We start from the raw sequence: 21,508 nt of genomic DNA, 5'->3' as shown, positions 1-21,508 counted from the left end.
ATAAAAAAAATTATGATGATTTGTTAAAATCATCAATTGCGCTGTCAACCAATTCAATGACGCTGTCTCCTAAGTCAGGATACTTGTCACTAATGGCAACAGGTATATTATCACAATATACTACTTCAAGGCCAGCTGCAATAGCATCTTTTGTTGCAACATCTACGGCCGCTGCCTTTAGTTCAGTTAACATCACATCTGCTTTATCCATATATTTTGCCATATCTTCTTTTAAAAGAGGTCTGTTTGACAGATGTGCGGTAGTTCCAACAACTTCGCAGTCAAAATTCTCTTCAAGATAAGTAACCAGTTTGTCTTTAACCTCTTCAGGTGCGGTTGTTGCAAATAAAACTTTTTTTCCTGAAATATCCTCTAACGGTTTTGGCCTGAATACCGTTGATATGACTGTGGCATCAGGATTTATTTCATTTATGAATCCTTCTATTTCAGCTATTTTTTCACTGCTTGCCATAGGTTCTTCACACATGGTTAAAATTACCATATCACCTAAAGATATTCTGTAAGGTCCGAAGTATGTTGTTAAATTGCTGGTTGGCTGGTTTGCACCTATCAATGCAATCTTTTTATTTGTCTTGATTGGAGGAATTGCAGCTCCGCTTCCTTCAAAGATTGCGAATTTTGAATCGACTTCATTAGCAAGGCGAGCTCCTTTTTTCATATTGGTCAAGAATACTTCACCTGCCATACCTCCGCCGCAGCGTCTGCATCCTATAGTCAATATTCTGCTCATCAATGCGTCTTCCCAATGATCACTTGCTGCGTGAACTCCTTTTTGTGACTGTTCCAGCAGGAATTCTGCTGAAATTTCAAGTTCTTCACCGTGAACGATTTCAGGCTCTTCAGGTCCTCCCCTTCCCATAGCAATAACGCATGGTTCATAACCTTTTTTATCAATAAGTCTTGATACAAAACCGGAAACTGCTGTTTTTCCAATACGTTTTCCGGTTCCGAGGATGGTGATTGAAGGCTTTTCCATAACGTCGTATTCACTGTGAGGTTCGAATTTAAAGTCCGGTCCTTCATATGTAATTCCTTCATTTAAAACTTTACAAGCTATTTTAAATCTTTTAGGATAATCAAGAATAGGTTCATCACTCAAATCCATAACTGTATCGATATCATATTTTCTTATCATTTCAACAATGATGTCGTATGGAATATCCTTATCTTTTGCAAATTGAACGGGAACACCCAATACTTGGGAATATGATTCTTCTGTATCGTCCCTTAATTTTTCAGTTCCGCCAATAAAAACAACGGCAGAAATATCAATGTGTTCTAAATTATTTAAGGTATCTATTGCTTCTTGAGTGACCGGCAGGTAATGTTCGCCGTCAACAAGACAAAGCATTTTGGTTAAATTAGTCATGATTTAATATCTTTAAATAAAATTATATAAATGTTAATGATGGTGTTAGAAGTGTAAAAAAAGAGTAAAAAAGAAAATTAAGCTACATTAATTTCTTTTTCAGAACGAGTAACTAAATCTGCTAAAGAATTACATACATTGTCTGGAATGGAATTGTTATCTTTATCAGCAATTACTTCGGAAATTACTTTACAAAGAACAAAGATTGCATGTTTATGTTCTGCTTTAGTTTTATGAATGTGGTGTGGACTGATTTTTAGTGATATGTATTCACTGCAGTCGTTAGTTATTTGATTATCTTCTGCTAAGTATTTTAAAACATAAACCAAAAATTGATGTAATTGTATCATTTCATCCTTATACATAATTATCTAACCTATAATGAGTTAATTAATTCCGGTTATAATTGAATTAATTGTAATTTTAACCTATATTTTTTGTAATAATATAATATTATTTTTAATCATATTTAAAGATAAGCATTAAAGCAACTTATTTTAGATTAATTATTGTAGTTTACGTTGTGAATTTCCCATTATATATTATATTATAAGAATTATTTTGAAATAGTTAATTTTTTAAAATGAATTTGTAAAAACCTTTTTTATTTTGATGTATTTTATAAAATAGCTATTTCAGTTAAAGTTTTACATCAAAATCCTTGCTTTCAACGATTTTAGGTAATTTGCCAACAGTTCCAATATTCTCATCAGATATTATTAGAACTCCTTTAAAATATTCTTTATAGTTTTCAGCAGTTTCCAGAGCATTTGAAACTTTGCTTTCAGAGTCGTTGCCTTCAACATCATTGGCAATTCTTGTTGCAAGTCCGTCGGCAAGTGAAGGGCTTTTTGAAATAACGCTGACGCTGTCTGATGTACCGAAACTTATTGAATGGCCAATCTTTCCCGAAGAGGTGCATATGCCGAGGGGATGTTTTCGGGCTTTAATCCTAAATGCAATGTTGTTTCCCAAAATCTCATTGTTTGAATAAATTCCACAAAGGACATCCCTGTCGTTTATAAGAGCAATGTCTCCGCCATTTTCAACAATGGAATAATAAGAATCGTTTTCAATTAAATAGTCAAGACACATTTCAGAAATCGTTCCGGCAACACATGCCATAGGACCGACATCCGCTTTAGCTGATGATTCATACATTTTCAAAACTATGTCCGGTAAGTTTTCTGCGCTGTATTTTAAGGGCTCTAAGGACAATAAAAAATCCCTGTTCTGGGAAATATATCTTTTAAGTTCAGATCTGATTTTTAGGATATATCCCTTTAAGTTAACATTATCCAAATCACTTTTAAGGCGGATATGTGTCTGGTCAATATTGATTTCTTCAAAGTGCATATATAATATTATATAGTATTATTTTAAATAATATTTTAATATATTATATAATATAATTTATAAGAATGTGATAATTTGAAAGCATTTGATTTTTTATTAAATAAAAGAGAAGAAAAGCCTAGAGTGAAAGGAATCACAATGGTTCTTGATAAGGGCTTAGGTCTTGAAACAGCAGAAAGTCTAATGGATATCTCAGGAGAATATGTCGATTATATGAAATTCGGATGGGGAACTTCCATTATCCATGATGAAGAGATTATTAAGGCCAAAGTTGAAATGTATAAAAATCATGATATTATTCCATATACCGGAGGAACATTATTTGAATTGGCATTCATGAACGATAAACTGGATGAATTCTTTAAAAGAGCTCAGGAATTAGGTTTTCCGGCTATTGAAATATCAGACGGTTCTATAAATTTGGCTCATGAGGATAAATTGGATTCAATTAAAAAGGCAAAAGAGGAAGGTTTCATTGTACTTTCCGAAGTAGGTAAAAAAGACCCTGCTTTGGATAAGGAACTTTCACTTGATGAGAGAATTGAAAATATGCAGTCAGAACTTGATGCCGGATCTTCTCTAATCATTGTTGAAGCAAGGGAAGGCGGAAAAAACATTGGAATTTTTGATGAATCCGGAAAAGCCAAAGAAGATGAAATAGATTATATCTTGGATAAGATTGATGGAGATAAAATATTGTGGGAAGCCCCAAACAAAGACCAGCAAGTCTTTTTTATTTTAAAGCTTGGAAATACAGTTAATTTAGGCAATGTTTCCAGTGATGATATTACTTCTCTTGAAACTTTAAGACAGGGTTTAAGGGGAGATACAGTAGGAAAAATTAATTAGAAGGTTTTACATTGAAAAAGAGAGATTTAAACCAAATCAATCAAAAGATTGAAAATGGTGAAGCCAATATTTACACTGCTGAAGAGTTTAAAAAGCTCATAAAAGAAGATAATGCTCCAAGTTTCGAAGAGGTTGATGTGGTAACGACAGGAACATGCGGTGTTATGAGCGGAACGGCAGCTATTCTTAATTTTATTGTTTCAGAGCCTGGTGAATTTATCAGAGCTCAAAATGTATATTTAAATGGAGTTCCAGCTTATGCAGGTCCTTGTCCCAACGAATGGCTGGGAGAAGTTGATGTAATATTGCATGGAACCGCACATTCTTTAAATGATAAAAACTATGGTGGAGGATTCCTCCTCAAAGAGATAATGGAAGGTAAACCAATTGATGTGGGAGTGGAAAGTGTTGACGGTAAAATAATAGAAAATACAATCACTCGTGATGACATTAACAGGGCTCAAATTATAGGTTCACGTATGGCATTTAAAAACTATACTGCATTTACAAATCCCGGTTCAGAAGCAGTCTCATCAATATTTGCTGCAAGACCTCTTGAAGGAAAGCTTTCCGGATTGACATTTTCCGGATGCGGTGATTTAAATCCGCTTCAAAACGATATACCTCACAATGTAATTAAAACAGGTAAAAAGGTATTGTTGAATGATGCGGAAGCCTTTATTTTAGGTGACGGTACAAGATCAAATCCTCAAAAACCAAATCTAATGCTTTCAGGTGATTTGATTCAAATGGACCCTTATTATTTCGGAGGATTTAAAACAGGTGAAAGTGGAGAAATATTCAACACCGTAGCTATACCTATTCCTGTACTGACAGAAGAAATTTATAACAATCTGCTTATTCAGGATAAAGATGTCATGATTCCTGTTGCAGATATCAAAGGCCGTCATTTGCCGTTAACTGAAACCAATTATAATGAGTTGTGGGGAGACTATGATTTAAGACCTCAATATTCAAGTTCAAAATGTGTGGAATGTGACATCTGTGAAGTCGAAAAAATCTGTCCTACCAACGCATTTTCACAAAAGCGTCTTGATTTAAGCCGCTGCTTTGGATGTGGAATGTGTGCTAATTTCTGTACTCATGACGCATTTAACATGAATACCGGTAGTGTTGATTTAAGAATTAATGATGAAGACGTTAACATACCGATTATCTGCAGACAATCAGATAGATTAAGGGCGAATAAATTATCACTTAAATTAAAGAAAAAGATTAAATCCGGCGAATTTAAATTGTGAGGTAATTCAATGACTTCAAAACAGAATATTGATGATTCACCAATTGACTTTGCAGAACAGATCATTCATGATGTCAAAAATTCCAAAGAGGAAGGAGTATTGAAATGCGTTCAGTGCGGAATGTGTACATCAACATGTCCTGCAGCACGTCACTCCGATTATAATCCTCGTGACATCATTGAAAGGGTTTTAGAGGGTGACACATCAATTTTAGAAGATGATTTGATTTGGAACTGTTTTTACTGTTATACCTGCCACAGCGTATGTCCTGTTGGAAATAGCGTGTGTGAAGTAAATCAGATTCTAAAGCAAATTGCAATATCAAATGGAATCGGTTATGATAAATTATATGAATATATGGGTTTTGCAGACTCATATTTCACTGCAGCTATTGGGGCAATCCCTGAGATATTTTTTGATGATATTGGCCGTGATGTTCCTGGATGGTGGGAATTCAGAAAAAATCTGGGAGAGATTAGGGATGAGCTGGAGCTGGACCCTCCATTAATGCCGCCAAAAGATGTTATTGATGAAGTAAGTAAAATATTAACGATTACAGGATTTAAAGCTAAAATTGAAAAAATAAGAGCATCCCAGGAGGCAGAAAAATGAAATCTATTCCGGATAAAGATATTTTACTTTTCAGGAGCTGTCTTGTAAGTGTAGAATATCCTGGTGTTGAATCATCTACAAAATTTGTTTTTGACAAATTGGGAATTGATTATGCAATATCCGATAAGCAAACCTGCTGTACAGGTCTCGGTCATTATTCCGATGTATTTGACCAGGTTGATACCTCAGCTATTGGGGCCCGTAACTTTAAAATAGCAAAAGAACTTGGAAGACCAAATCTTGTAATGATGTGTGCAACGTGCTATGCGATAAACAAAAAATCAGTAAAATTATTAAATAAAAAAGATGATTTAAGAAACCACATCAACCAGCTATTTGAAGAAAATGATTTGGGCCATTTAAAATATGAAAAGGACGATTTGCTTCCAACAGAAAACATTTTTCATGTTGTGGATATTTTATATAATAAGATTTCTGAAATTCCAAATCACATCAAATACGATTTAAGCGGCTATAAGATAGCTACTCACCACGGATGCCACTACTGCAAGGTTCACTATGAAGATACAATTGCAGGATTCAGAGACCCGAATATATTGGACGAACTGGTGAAAGCCTGCGGATGTGAAAGTATAGGCTGGTATGACCACAAAAGAGCAACCTGCGGAACCGGATTCCGTCAGAGATATTCAAATCCAGATCTCTCATTTACCGCAACTGCAGATAAGATGAATGCACTTGGTGATGAGGAAGTTGAAATTGTGGTTCATTTATGTCCTAACTGCCATATTCAGTTTGACCGTTATCAGCCGTTAATATCAAAAAGAGAAGGAAGAGAATTTAAGGCAATTCATTTAAATATAGCTCAATTTATCGCAATTGCAATGGGCGGCGATTTTGATAAGGTAATTGGTGTTAAAGCTCATACCACACCAATAGATTCAGTTATTAAGGAGTTAAAGGAGGTTGAAAAATGAGGGATGATTTAAAAGTTGGTGTATTTTTATGTGAATGTGGGGGAAATATTTCAGATATCATTGATTTGGATGAAGTAAGAGCCTCCCTTGATGTTGAATTCATTGGACAATTCGAGAATTTATGTTCCCTAAACGGACGTAAGATTATACGTGATGCAATATTTGATTATGATCTGGATAGGGTTGTAGTTGCAGCATGTTCACCGATAAGTCATGAAAAAACATTCCAGGATTATGTAAAACCTCTAAATCCTTATTTGATGGATATGGCCAATATTCGTGAACAGTGTTCATGGGTTCACTCCAATAAGGAAAAGGCTACACATAAAGCTATTACATTAATCAACGCTTCCATTGAAAAGGTCAAGCAATCCGATGCGGTTGACCCAATATTCTGTCAGACTCCTGATGAAGTTGCAGTTATCGGCGGTGGAATAGCCGGTATGAATGCTGCATTATCCCTTGCAAAACAGGGAACGAAAGTTACCTTAATCGAGCAGTCTCCTTCAATCGGCGGACACATGGCAAAAATCGGAAAAGTATTTTCTCCGGTAAAAATTGCTGAAGAATGTGGAATGTGTCTTTTAAATCCAATTTTAAATGAACTTGTCTGGAATGAAAATATTGAGGTTTTAACAAACTCCAAAGTAATTGAAGCGGAAAGGCGTGCAGGTACATATAATCTGATTGTTGAAAAATCTCCTAGATATGTCGATACCGAAAAGTGTATTGCATGCGGTAAATGTAAGGAAGTCTGTGAAGTTGAAGTTCATGATGACTGGAATGATGGCCTGTCAACAAGAAAAGCAATTTATAGGCCATTCGGACAGTCATATCCTGAAAGCTATGTAATAGACATGGAAAATTGTACCAAATGCAGTAACTGTGTAAAGGTCTGTAACATGAGAGCCATTAAACTTAGGGGAAGACCTGAAAGAATACCTCTCCAGGTAGGTTCGATTATTGTTGCAACGGGTCATAAGCTATTTGATATGGAAAAAAGACCTGAATACGGTTACACCCGTTATGATGATGTTATAACACAGTCTGAATTGGGACGTATCACTGGTGTTAACGGACCAACCAAAGGTAAACTACTGAAGGCAAACGGTGAAGTTCCAAAAAGGGTGGTAATGATACAGTGTGTCGGTTCAAGAGACGAAAAGCCTGACGGACATAGATACTGTTCCAAAATATGCTGTACTGTAGCTTTAAAAAATGCAAATATCATAAAGCATAAAAATCCTGATACTGATGTGGTAATATGTTATACTGATGTTAGAACTCCGGGAATGTTTGAAAAGTATTATAAGCACACCCAGGAAAATGAGGTGCGATTTATACGCGGAAGACCCGGTGAAGTCGTTAAGAAAGGCGATAGCTTTATAGTCAGAACTGAAGACACTTTAAAAGGCGAATTCATTGAAATCGAAGCTGATATGGTAGTGCTTTCAACTGCAATGGAACCTTCTGACGGTACTCGTGAGATTGCTGAAATATTGAATATCGGCACAACTGAAGACGGTTTCATAAAAGAATCACACCCTAAAATCAAGCCTGTTGCAACTGATGTTCAGGGAATATTTGTCTGCGGAACAGCACAGGATCCAAAAGACATTACCGAATCAATCATGCAGGCAACAGCATCAGCATCAAAAGTGTCTGAATACAATTACGGCGGTGTGGAAATCGAGCCGTTCATTGCCGAAATTGACAAGGAAAAATGTATTCTTTGCGGTGACTGTATCAGCAGATGCAAATACAAGTCCATGAGTATTCAGAATGATGAGGTCTACATTGATCCGATGGCATGTACCGGATGCGGAAAATGTCTGGTAGGATGTGCGCAAAAGGCCATTCATGTTAATGGTAATATTGACGAAAAAATTACGGCAACCATTAGAGGTGTTCTTGACAACAAAGAAGATGGCGAACGTATGATTTTGGTCTTTTTAGACAACATTGGTTATACTGCTGCCGATAATATCGGAGTAAACCGTTTGAAATATCCGGAATCTGTACATATTATTAAAGTAATTTCCGTTAACCGTGTAAGGCCTAATCATATCAAATATGCATTGGATAATGGAGCTGACGGAGTATTTATCGGAGAGTTTCCGGGCGATTTAATGTATGATGAAGTTGAACGTAAGGTTACTAGAATTAAGGAAACATTGGAAGAGCTTAATGAAAATCCGGATAGGATAATGTTTTCCAAGGTATATATCCCATACTTCACCGGTCTTGCCCGAAAGCTTAATGACTTCGACAAACAGATAGAAATTTTAAATGAGGAAGAGTATTGAAAAGATTAATTTTTCTCATTTTCTTTAACATTTTTTTAATAATATTTCATTTTGTATAATTTGATAATCTCATAAAAATTGGAAATGAGCAAAAATTCTTCAAAAAATTAAATTTTCGTATTTTTCTTTATTTTTTCTAATTTTTCTTTATTTTTTATAGATATTGTTTAATATTTTTTATTATATTTTGAATAAAATTTTATTTTTTATATTTTTTTACATAAATTTGCGAACAGTTTATGGCTAAACTATATATATTGATTACAACAAAAATTTAAATTATATCGCATATGTTATATTTTTTTAAAATTATGGCATATTGGTAGTATTATACACGTAAAATGAGGTGTAAATATTAGGTTAAAGAAACAATTTTTAATTATAATTATCATGTTATTGTTTATTTCAATAGCGGCAGTATCTGCAGTTAGTGAAGAACAATTAACTGATAATGTAACTGTATCCAATCAAAACAATGTTGTTTTGGGTGCAGCGATAGATGATATGAATATATCGTCATCTGGTGAAAATTCCTTTTTGGGTGCACCGGATTCGGGCGATAGTGTTTTAGGTGCTCAGGATGCTGGAACTTTGGCTAATTTGAGAACTAAAATCAATAATGCTCCTTCAGATTCTGAGATATTTCTGGAAAATGACTATAATTTTGGTTCATATAGTTCCGGCGCAGGTGTACAAATAAGTAAGAATTTGGTTATTGACGGTCAGGGATATACCATTGATGCAAATGAAATGGGAAGAATATTTTATATTCCAAGTATTGGTTCTGCATCTAAGATAGGTTATAATGTAACTTTAAAAAATATTGTTTTTAAAAATGCAAAATATGCTGCAGCCGCTGGAGGTGCAATTTATTTTGGAGGATATAATTTGACTGTTGAAAATTGTACTTTTGAGTCAAATAAGAATACTTTTGCTAGTAAAGGTGGTGGAGCTATATATGTTGCTTATCGTGAAAATGTTTTAGTTAATATTACTGATACCACTTTTACAAAAAATTCTGTTCAACATGGTGGGGGTGCTCTTTATTTTGATAATCCAAATAATCTACAAACTGACTTTAATATATATATAAATAATTCTGATTTTATAGAAAATAGTGCTGGTCCAAGTGGTTATGGTGGTGGAGCTATAATTAATTATAGGGGTGCTAATCTTTATATTGATTCATCAAGATTTGTAGCTAATACAGCTAATGGAAAAGATGGTGGAGCTATTAGATATTCTGGAACTACAACTATAACAAATTCAGAATTTTATGAAAATAAGGCTGAGTATGGAGCAGCAATTGGTTTCGGTCAATTTGTTGATTTAACTATAAAGGGTTCTATTTTTGCAAACAACACCGCAGTCCAGGAAGGTGGTGCTGTAAAAGCTCGTTATTTTACTATTGATGATGTAGATTTTATTAATAACACTGCTGCACGTGGTGGTGCTTTGTATTCTAGATCTAATGTTGCTACTCTTCAAAATTCCAGATTTACAAACAATACTGCAAGTATTTATGGTGGTGCATTATATGTAAATGAAGAGGTAAATAGTCTTTCAGTGTCCAATAATGATTTCATTGATAACAATGCTAATGAAGGTGGTGCTGTATATTCAAATTCAAAAAGTGTCACTACTACAAATTCTAATTTTTATAATAATTCAGCAAATAGTGGTGGTGCCATATATATTAACAAGGGCGAATTCACTATTTCTGGTTCAACTTTAGAAAATAACACAGCTACTATTGAGGGTGGTGCTGTCGATGTCCGTTCAAGTGATGGTGTTGAAATTAAAGGTTCCTTATTAAAAAACAACAGTGCTCCTTTGGGTGGTGCGGTTTACTGGTATGGAAATAACGGTAAAATCATAGAATCCCATTTCGTTTCCAACAATGCAACCAACGGTTCATCAGTTAATTGGAGAGGAAGTTCAGGTTCTATAGAAAAAAGTACTTTCAATGATTCAAATATTAATTTTGGATCTGTTTTCTGGCATGGACCTGATGGAAGTATTTCCGAATCCACATTCCTGACTCCAAAAGCGGTTTACATTTGTTCTTATGGTGATGTGCATTTTAAAGATAACACTGAATTATCTCCTGAATCAGGTGATTACATTATTTATGTTGCAAATAAGGCATCTTTCGATTCTAATGACTTTAACAATTTAATTTATAACTATGGACTGATTATTTCACCTACTTATATTGTCACATTAGATAATACTACTAAAATTTCAAACAGCAATTCTGTTGTTGTCTATACACAGGTATTGGATGACAATAATAATATAATCGAATTGGGTGACAATATTGTAAATGTTTATGATTCCACTAATTTACCTACAACTTATAACGGAACTCATTATGTGTCTTCCATAAACAATTTAAAAATAGGAGAACACAGAATTTCTTCTATTGGTTATAATGCAAGTAGATTCACTGATCTTACAGTTAAGACAGGTGGAGTTTTATATTTAGTTTTAAACTTAACAATCAATCAGACCAACTTTGGTGAAAAAGTAGTTATTAATGCTACTCTTGTAAACACTACATATAATGGTACTATGGATATAGCTTTAAATGATATTCATTATAATGTAACTCTCACTAATGGTACTGCTATATTAACTTTATATAATTTAGCTCCAAATACTTATGATATTGTTGCAACATATCAGGAGTTCAATCAAACAATATCTACTGATGTAATAATTAGTGTTGAACTACGTAATTCAACTATAAACATCACGGCTAATAATGTATATTATGGTAATATTACTACAATTAAGGTTAATGTTACTAATGGTACTACTGGTTTTGTATATCTGTTTGTAAATAATAAGATGTACACTATTCAATTAGTAAACAGTACTGGTGAATATAATTTAACTGGTCTGGCCGGTGGTAACTATACTGTATTTGGATTATATGCTGGTGATGCATACTTTGAAAGTTCCTATAATCAAACATCATTTAATGTATATAAATATGATACTCCAATTAATATAACTGTTAAAGACATTAATGTAGGTCAAATAGCTACTATTAAAGTAGATTTTCCTAGTGACATTAATGGTAGGGCATATGTTTTCATTGAAGATAGGGAATATGTCTTCTATAATAGAACTAGTGTTACAATATATGAAAGTAATTTAACTGCAGGTAACATAACTGTAAGGGCATATCATGATGGTAATAATAAATATAAGGAAAACACTACTGTTGCATACTTCAATGTAACTAAAAAGAATATGACCATTATAGTAAGAACTGCTGATGTTCCTGTAGGTGAAAATGAAACTATTTTAGTAGTTATTCCTGCTGATGCAAAAGGTGTTGTACTTTTAACTGTCAACGGTACTAATTATTTCCAATATGCTGACGGTAATTTAGCCAGATTTGTAATCAGCGGCCTTGCAAGAGGTTTGTATAATGTTACTGCCACATATGCTGAAGGTCCGATATATAACACTGCAAATGCAAGTTCTTCATTCAACGTTTTCTATGTTCGTGCATTTGACTTCAATGTTTCAACTTCAGTCGACAATGACCTAAATGTACTGGTTGATATATCCCTACCGAAGGATATTGATGGAGATGTGTATGTTGAAATAAATGGTACAAATTACACTGCACATATGAGTAAAGGTAAAGGTACCGTTTTGATTGCTGGACTTTCCGGTGGAGAATATAACGGTACAGTATATCTGGTAAATGATACTAAATATTTAAGTTCAAACAGAACATTCACCGTAAACCTTGAAAGAGTATCTCCAAATATCGTTGTTGATTATAACCATACGATCTATGTTGATGATGATGCAATAATTAAGGTAACAATTGATAATGATGCAGCAGGTAATATTACTATACGCATTAACAATACAAATTACACTCAAAAAATTGAAAATGGTGTAGCTAATTTCAACATAACAGGTTTGGCATGGAACACTTACCAGTTCAATGTGACTTATGCAGGTGACAGAAAATACTTGCCTGATGTAAAAGAATACACATTGGAAGTAAGCAGAATCCATAATTATTACTCATATCTTGAAATTCATGACATATACGTTGGTGAAAATGCAACCGTAAAAGTAACCTTTGAAGATGACACTACCGGAACTGTTACCTTATTGATTAACGGTTCTACCCATGTAATTCATCTTACTAACGGAACAGGAACAATCAACATTACCGGTCTTCCTGTAGGTAAGCACATAATAAATGCAACATACAGCGGTGATAGGAAATACGAACCATGTAACAGAGTATTTGAAGATTTCCACGTTAAAAAGATTATCAACTATGATTTCATCCCTAAAGGAAATACAAGTGATACTCACGCAGATATTAATGTAACCTTGCCAAGTGACGCTTCAGGTCATGTTAACATAACAATCAACGGCGTTACATATACTAATATTCCTGTAACAAATGGATTTGCCAATTATACTGTTTACAATCTCGAATCAGGTAAGCAGTATCCTACAAGGATTGATTACAGTGGTAATGAAAAATACGAAGCTGCTTCAAGAAACATCACTTTAAACAGTCAAAAAACTTTGGATTATGAATTCATTGTTGAAGGAGATTCAATCCATGTAGGTGATGTTGCTCATATTATAGTAAAATTGCCTAAAGCTACTGACGGTGACCGTGTAGTTATCAGAGTTGAAAATGTAACTAATCCATACAATACTTTTGTTGTAAACGGAACCATCAATCAATCAGTTATTAACTTAAAAGAAGGAGAATATCATGTCACTGTTGAATATGAAGGTAATAGTGAATTTGAAGCATCTGCAAAGTCAACTTATATTTACGTTTCAAAAATATCCTCATTCAGATTTGATGTAATAGCCAATGAACCTTATGTCGGTGAGAACCTGACTGTTGATATAATATTGCCTGATGATACAAAAGGAAATGTGACAGTAACCGTAAGCATTAACAATACCAATTACACTGCAAATGTTACAAACGGTACTGCACATGTTGAAATCCCTAATTTGCCTGCCGGCGTGTATAATACTACTGTATTCTACTCAGGTGATAACAAATATCATAATGCAACAAAAACAATTGAAGTAATTGTTCAAAAAATAGACGTTTATGAATTCACAGTCACTCCTTCAGATATTTTTGTCGGTGAAAACGAAACAATTAGAATTAAATTGCCGAAAGATATTGATGGTGACGTAACAATCACTATAGTTAATACAACTCACGTAAATAGAGCTGTAAATGTTGTAAACGGAACCGGATGGTATAATGTAACAGGATTGGCCAGAGGTCAATATGTTGCTTATGTAACTCTTAAAAACGATTCAAAATACGAAGAGGATACTGTTTTCGGTAACTTTAAAGTTTCACCTATTGCAGACTATCTATTCAATGTTACTGTAAGTGATCCAAACTACGTAAGGGATAACATTACATTTAATATTGAGTTACCTGAAAATGCAACCGGAAACGTGAGTGTTATCATATTCGGAAATGAATATCTCGGTAAAATTAAAGATGGTAATGCAACAGTCAATATTACTGCACCGTACTACGGTACATTCCCATATAGGGTAAGTTTCGAAGAGGAAGGAAAATACTCTTTAAAAACACAAACAGGAAGCGTTGTAATTTCCAAATTGTCTGTTGATTTAAATCCTGACTATCCAACTCCAGTTTATGTTGGTGAAAATGTAACATTCAAAGTTCAATTGCCTAAAGATGCAACAGGAAACATTACTGTAATTACCCGTATGGCAACTTATACTGTAAAATTGGTCAACGGTTCAGCTAACGTTACAGTTCCGGCTTATCCATTGGCACAAAACTATTCTCCATCCATTTCATATAGTGGTGATGACAGGTACTTTGCTAACACTACCACCTTGAATCTGGTTGTAATTAAAGTATCTGATTATAATTTAACCGTAAACGTGTCAGACATTCATGTTGGCCAGACTGAGATTGTTAACATTACACTTCCAAGTGATGCAACTGATGACGTGTTAATTTATGGTAACTTCAGTACAGACAGATTCTCCAAAGAAATCATTAAAGGTAAAGTGTCATTTGACATAGCTAACCTTAAAGCGGGAACCTATAATATTACTGTATTGTATCAAGGTTACAACAAATATGAAAGTAAAAACGTAACCAAAACGTTCACTGTAGGAAAAGTTAACTCAACAATTGCTATCGAATTGGTAAACGGTTCCAAAATTGTTGTAAGCGTTCCTGATAATGCTGTCGGAGAAGTGGAAATCAGCATTGACACCATTAAGGAAAACGTAACTATTCAAAACGGTAAAGCTATTTTGGATGTAAGTAACGTTGATCCTGGTGAATATCTAGTTAACGCTAGCTTTGCCGGAGATGAAAACTACTTTGGAAATAAAACCAGTAAGACAGTTGTTATACCTAAAATCACTGATTACTTAATTAATGTAACTGTTGAAGATATTATTGTTGGCGAAAATGCTACCGTTATTGTTCGCCTTCCTGGAGACATAAACGGATTTGCAAACATTACCGTTAACAATGTTCCATATAATAATGTTGAAGTTAAAAATGGTATTGCAAAATTAAATGTAACCAAGTTAGCTGTCGGTAAGTATGATGCTTCTGTTAACTTCACAAACAGTAAATATGCATTTAAAACCAATTCAACTGAATTCGAAGTATTTAAAATTAAAACAGTTTTATCTACTTCAATCAGCGTTGAAAATCAGACTGCTACTATTACAGTACGTATCACTGAAAATGCAACTGGAAACATTACTGTTTATATTGACAGTAAACCTTATCAAAGAGTGATTGAAAACAACCAAGTACAGGTAACTGTGGATTTAATGCCTGGAGACCATATTGTTCAGTCCCACTATGACGGAGATACCAATCACTCAAGTGCAGATACCTCATTATACGTTATTGAAATTGAAAAAATCAAGGATTATGATTTAAAGATTAATTTAACTGAATTAATCACTGTTATTGAAAACAATACCATTACAGTCACTTTCCCTGAAAAGGCATACGGTAGAATAACAATATATGTCAATGAGGACTTCTATAACGCAGAAATTAACACAACTACACATAACGCAACAGTAACTCTTCCATACTTAAAAGAAGGTGTTTACAATGTATCCGTTTCATATTCAAATGAATTATATGACTACATGTCAAACAGATCCTCATTCAGAGTAATAAAATTAAACACAACTATTGATGTTGATGTTGAAAACATTACCAAGGATTTAACTGAAGTCATTAACATTACTCTTAATGAAAATGTTACCGGTGATGTGTTAATTGATGTAAACGGAACAGTTTATCACAGAACTCTTGAAAATGGAAAAGTTAACTTAACATTAACTAACTTGAATGATGGAAAATACACTGTAATTGTAACTTATGAAGGCAGTGATTTCTTCAATGTCAATTCAACTTCAGTTAATTTCACAGTATCAAAAATACCTGTTGAGATTACTGTAAACGCTTCAGATATTGTTGTAGGTCATGTTTTAAACATCAAATTCAACATGTCAAGAGAAATCACAGACTTGGTAACAGTTCAGGTTGGAAAAACCAATTACACCTCCTTTGTATATAAAGGAAACGGTAGTTTGGATGTTTATGACTTGCCTATCGGCGATTATGATATTACCGTTTACTATGCAGGTGATAAGGATTATCTTGCATCTTCAAACAAGACAAGCATTTCAGTAACTGGTAAAAAATCATCTAAAATGAACGTAACTGTTGCTGACATTACTGTCGGCGATGACATCAGTGTTTACATTAATACTACTGAACCTATTAACGGTCCTGTTTACGTGACCATTGCAGGTTTAGCATACACTCGTGAACTTGTAAACGGTGAGGTCACTTTCAAGGTTTCAAATTTAACTGCTCGTGATTATACCATATCTGCATTCTTCATGGGTGATGATGACTATGAATTGTGTAACGCAACTTCAAACTTCACAGTCCATAAGAAAAACACTAATATTGTTTTAGATGTGGATGATATTAATATTGGTCAGTATGAGATTGTTAATGTGACTGTTAATGAGAATGCTACCGGTTATGTATTGATTTCTATTGGTACTATTCATGTGTATGCTAATATTACTGATGGTGTTGCTTCTGCGGTTATCCGTAATTTAGCAATTGGCAAATATAATGTGACTGTTGAGTATATTGGTGATGATAACTTTAACGGTAATTCCACTAAAGGATCATTTGTTGTGTCACAGCTTAAAACCAATATTACAATTGATGGATATAATATTTATGTTGGTCAGAATGTAACCTTTGATATTGCTACTTCTGCTAATATTACTGAGGTTGTAATTGTTAATGTGGCTAAAACTGGTGATGCTGCAGGTCAAAACTACACTACTTTCATTGAAAACGGTAAAGGTAATTATACCGTTTATGATTTGGCTGCTGGAGATTACACTGTAACTGTGTTCTTCCCAGGTAACACCCAATACGCTGCTGTAAACAATACTACTACAATTAAAGTTTATGCTAAGAAAGCTTCCCAGGTCACTGTTGAAGTTGATAATATTACTGTAGGTGAAGATGCGGTTATTTTCGTTAATGTTACTGACGGTGCTACAGGATCTGTTACTATTATTGTTGCCGGTGATTATTATACTAAAGAATTGAATAATTCAAAAGCTAATTTCACAATTTCCGGTTTATCTGCTCGTGATTATCATGTTTCTGCGGTTTATCTTGGTGATGATTATTACTTGATGGGTGAAGGCACTGCTAACTTTACTGTCAATAAGAAAGACACTGAAATCGACTTTGAAGTCGCTGATATTGATATCGGTCAGTATGAGATTATTAACGTGACTGTTAACAAGAATGCTACCGGTTATGTATTGATTTCTATTGGAACTATTCATGTGTACGCTAATATTACTGATGGTGCTGCTTCTGCGGTTATCCGTAATTTAGCTGTCGGTAAATATAATGTTACTGTTATGTACATGGGTGATGATTATTTCAACACCAATTCAACCAATAAGTCATTTACTGTATCACAGCTTAAAACAGATATTACAATCAACGGAACTGACATTTATGTCGGTCAAAGCGTAACATTCAATGTCACAACTTCTGCTAATATTACTGAGGTTGTCATTATTAATGTGGCTAAGGTTAGTGATGCAGTAGGTCAAAACTACACTACTTTCATTGAAAACGGTAAAGGTAATTACACTGTATATGACTTGCCTGAAGGTGAGTATATTGTAACCGTTTACTTCCCTGGTAACACTCAATACGCTGCTGTTAACAATACTACTACGATTAAGGTAAATGCTAAGAAAGTTTCCGAAGTCACTGTTAAAGTCGATGATATTACTGTGGACGAAGATGCAGTCATTTTCGTTAATGTTACTGATGGTGCAACAGGTACTGTTACTATTATTGTTGCTGGTGATTATTATACTAAAGAATTGAATAATTCAAAAGCTAATTTCACAATTTCCGGTTTAATTGCTCGTGATTATCATGTTTCTGCGGTTTATCTTGGTGATGATTATTACCTGATGGGTGAAGGCACTGCTAACTTTACAGTACATAAGAAAGTCACTTCAATCAATGCTACCGCTAAAGACATTAACGTAAGCGAAATCGAAACAATTAAGGTTAACGTTACTCAAGGCGCAACCGGTGTTGTATTAATCGATATCAACGGTACTAAATACTATGCAAACCTTACAGATTCCAAAGTAAGCTTGGACATTTCCAATTTAGCTGTTGGAAGGTATGATGTAACTGTTACTTACCTTGGTGATGACAAATTCCATTCAAATGAAACAAAAGCCACTTTCACAGTAAGCAAATTAGATCCTGAAATTTCCATTTCATTACATAAAATTTTATTTGCTCATGGTGAAGATGTAATCGTATACTTGACAGGTCCTAGCGATGTTACTGGTGTTGTAACCGTAACTGTAGGAAATATTTATGGAAATGATACCCACACAGCATACATCAATAATGGTGCAGGCACTTTGATTATTAAAAATCTTGACGTTGATTCATACAATGTTTCAGCATTCTATCATGAAAACTACAAATACATTGGTAAAAACACTACCAAAATAGCATTTGAGGTATATCATAACGGTACAAACATTTCCGTAACTGCCCATAATATTCATGTTGGTCAAAAAGAAACAATTATGGTAACCTTCCCTGAAGGTAAGTTTGAAGGTAATGTAACCATTTATGTAGATGGAAATCCTCACAATGCTACAATTGTATATAATGCTACAACCAATATGTCTAAAGCTATCCTAACTTTAGATGAGGATTATGCTGCCGGAACTTATGATGTGCAGGTCACATATGTCCATGAAACTGAAGGCAAAAAGGTTTTATACGAAGGATCAAATGAATTCACAGTTTCAAAAATCGAGTCCATTATTAAAATCAATCCAATAGCAGACATCAAATTCGGTGAAAACACAACTGTGGTAATGAAATTGAATCATGATGATGCTACCGGAGAGATTCACGTATATGTCGATGGTAAATTGCATGTTGTTGATGCAACCAATCCTGTATTGGAACTTGATAACTTAAGAAGGGATTATTATTATATTCAAGCATTCTACATGGGTGATGACAAGTACTTGCCTAGTGAAGCTGAAGTTGAATTCAACGTAACCAAAGCAACTCCTTCAATGAATATCATCATTGCTAATGACACTTATGATGTTGGCAGTGACGTAGAAATTAATGTAACTATTAACAAGACCGCTACAGGTTATATTAACCTTATTGTAGATGGTGCTGAAAACTTATTGGAAATTAATAACGGAATTGTTTCATACACTTTAGTCAATGCAACTCCAGGCAATCACACTATTGTTGCTGAATATCTCGGCGATAATAATTACTATAAAGCTTCAGCTGAACGTAACTTCACTGTTGGCAAATACACTCCTGTAGTTAATATTGCTGATATTAGTATTGATGAAGATACTCATGAAATTAACGTGACCGTTAAAGTTAATGATGATGCTACAGGCACCATTTTCATTATTTTGGAAAATGGTACAACTGTAGGTAGTGGAATCATTGACAAAGGTGTGGCTGTAATTACTTTAGACAGAATCTTAGATCCTGATACTTATAATATTGTTGCAAACTACACGGGTGATGATAATTACATGAACATGACTGCTTCTGCTTCATTCACCGTTCCGGACATAACCAACTATGTATTGCCGGTCAGTGCAAATAATATTACTTATGGTGAAGGTGTTGTAACTGTAATTGTTATTTTACCAGACGGTGCTAAACGTGAAAACTTAACTGTTAAAGTTGATGGAGTTGTCTACAACAATTATGTTGTTGATGGAAATGCTGTTAAAGTAACTCTCCCATCATTGAAAGCCGGTGATCACGTTGTTGATGTAACTTATGCCGATGACGGTTATTATGCAACCAAATCCAATAGTACTGTATTCAATATTGCTAAAGCAACTTCAGATGTAATCCTTGAAGTAAACAGCATTTATTATGTGGACGATGACATAGTCATTAATGTAACCCGTTTCAATTCCACTGGTGCTATTACTGTTAAAATCAATGGTAAAAACTATAATTTAACAGGCAATAATGTAAGCATACCTAAAGGTTTACCTAACGGCACATACATTGTTGATGTTATTTTAGATGGTGATGAAAACTTTACTGGCGCAGCTAAGAACGCTACATTTGCTGTTAATAAGTTAACACCTAATGTTACTGTGATTAATGTCGACCGCATTATTGTTGGCAATGATGCAGTAATTAAGATTGTCGGTTCCGATGACCGTGATGCTAATCTGGTTGTTAATGTTGGCGGCATTGATTATGCAGTTAACTTGACTAAAGGCAGCGCTGCTTTAACAGTTAAAGGATTGGATATTGGCAATAACTCAGTCACTGTTACTTACTTGGAAAATGATAAGTATGTTGAAACCGGTGCTAACGGTTGGGTGAATGTCGTTGACAAAGCTTCATCTGCTGTTGTTATTAAAGTTAACGATAATTATGATGTTGATGATACTGTTGAAATTACTGTAAAGGCTGTTAACTCAACTGGTAATCTTGTCGTTACAATTAACGGTAAAGTTTACACTCCTAAAGATGATAAGATTACTATCGATAAGGCTGTTTATGGTACTTATGACATCGTTGCTGTTTTAGATGGTGATGATAATTACTACGGATCATCCAATAATGCAACATTTAAAGTAAATAAAATTACTAAAAATATTTCAGCAAATAATGTCACTATTACTGTTGGAGAAGATGCAGTAATCACTGTAAAAGGTCCGCAAGACAGAACAGGTCAAATCATTGTTGAAGTTGGCGGAGAAAAATACCTCAAAGAAATGAAAGACGGTGTATCTGAAGTAACAATTAAGAAATTGGATGCTGGCGAATATCCTGTTGGAATAACATACTTAGAAAACGACAAATATCTCAGCACAGGTACAAATGCAAGCATAACTGTCAATTCTAAAGCCGATTCCTCTCCTTTAATGAACGTTACTGTTGATGTTCCTGCTAATTCAACTAACGGTACTGTTACTGTTGAGTTACCTGAAAATGCTACAGGTAATGTGACTGTGATTATTGATGGTAAGGAGTACACTGTTACTGATTTGATTAACGGTAGTGCTGTTATTCCTATTGATAACATATTGCCTGGTAATCATACTGTTGAAGTGATTTATTCCGGTGACGGTAATTACACT

The 21,508-nt window shown here is 34.2% G+C and carries 9 protein-coding genes; 6 read left to right on the top strand and 3 right to left on the bottom strand.

Features of this window, described 5'->3' with window-relative positions; genetic code table 11:
- Positions 1-10: 10 nt before the first annotated feature.
- From ACKI44_RS05785 to ACKI44_RS05775, 3 genes are all read right to left on the bottom strand, one after another.
- Positions 11-1,390: a 2,3-diphosphoglycerate synthetase gene (locus tag ACKI44_RS05785; RefSeq protein WP_407422438.1), complete on the bottom strand. Its 1,380-nt coding sequence runs from the start codon at positions 1,388-1,390 to the stop codon at positions 11-13.
- Between the two features lie 77 nt (positions 1,391-1,467).
- Positions 1,468-1,755, bottom strand: coding sequence for a UPF0058 family protein (locus ACKI44_RS05780; protein WP_407422436.1), 288 nt, complete (start codon positions 1,753-1,755; stop codon positions 1,468-1,470).
- A 274-nt stretch (positions 1,756-2,029) separates the two neighbouring features.
- Complete coding sequence (locus ACKI44_RS05775) at positions 2,030-2,746, bottom strand: UPF0280 family protein (RefSeq protein WP_407422434.1); 717 nt, start codon at positions 2,744-2,746, stop codon at positions 2,030-2,032.
- 75 nt (positions 2,747-2,821) lie between these two features.
- Here ACKI44_RS05775 and comA point away from each other — a divergent pair, with 75 nt between their 5' ends.
- From comA to ACKI44_RS05745, 6 genes are all read left to right on the top strand, one after another.
- Complete coding sequence (gene comA, locus ACKI44_RS05770) at positions 2,822-3,595, top strand: phosphosulfolactate synthase (protein ID WP_407422432.1); 774 nt, start codon at positions 2,822-2,824, stop codon at positions 3,593-3,595.
- A gap of 11 nt (positions 3,596-3,606) precedes the next feature.
- On the top strand, positions 3,607-4,857 hold the full coding sequence (locus tag ACKI44_RS05765) for a methanogenesis marker 16 metalloprotein (RefSeq protein ID WP_407422430.1): 1,251 nt from the start codon (positions 3,607-3,609) through the stop codon (positions 4,855-4,857).
- A gap of 9 nt (positions 4,858-4,866) precedes the next feature.
- Complete coding sequence (gene hdrC, locus ACKI44_RS05760) at positions 4,867-5,469, top strand: ferredoxin:CoB-CoM heterodisulfide reductase subunit HdrC (RefSeq protein WP_407422428.1); 603 nt, start codon at positions 4,867-4,869, stop codon at positions 5,467-5,469.
- Positions 5,466-6,407: a ferredoxin:CoB-CoM heterodisulfide reductase subunit HdrB gene (gene hdrB, locus ACKI44_RS05755; protein WP_407422426.1), complete on the top strand. Its 942-nt coding sequence runs from the start codon at positions 5,466-5,468 to the stop codon at positions 6,405-6,407. The genes hdrC and hdrB overlap by 4 nt, the downstream gene beginning before the upstream one ends.
- Positions 6,404-8,713 (top strand): ferredoxin:CoB-CoM heterodisulfide reductase subunit HdrA, encoded by a 2,310-nt coding sequence (gene hdrA, locus ACKI44_RS05750; RefSeq protein WP_407422424.1) that lies wholly within the window; start codon positions 6,404-6,406, stop codon positions 8,711-8,713. Before hdrB ends, hdrA begins: the two co-directional genes overlap by 4 nt.
- Positions 8,714-9,103: 390 nt before the next feature.
- Positions 9,104-21,508: Ig-like domain repeat protein (locus tag ACKI44_RS05745; protein WP_407422422.1), on the top strand; the 12,405-nt coding region annotated here is incomplete at its 3' end.

It is taken from the genome of Methanobrevibacter sp. (assembly GCF_045646205.1).
GTDB lineage: Archaea > Methanobacteriota > Methanobacteria > Methanobacteriales > Methanobacteriaceae > Methanocatella.
The sequence above is the reverse complement of the archived record's forward strand: the minus strand, read 5'-3'. Positions and strand labels throughout refer to the sequence as shown.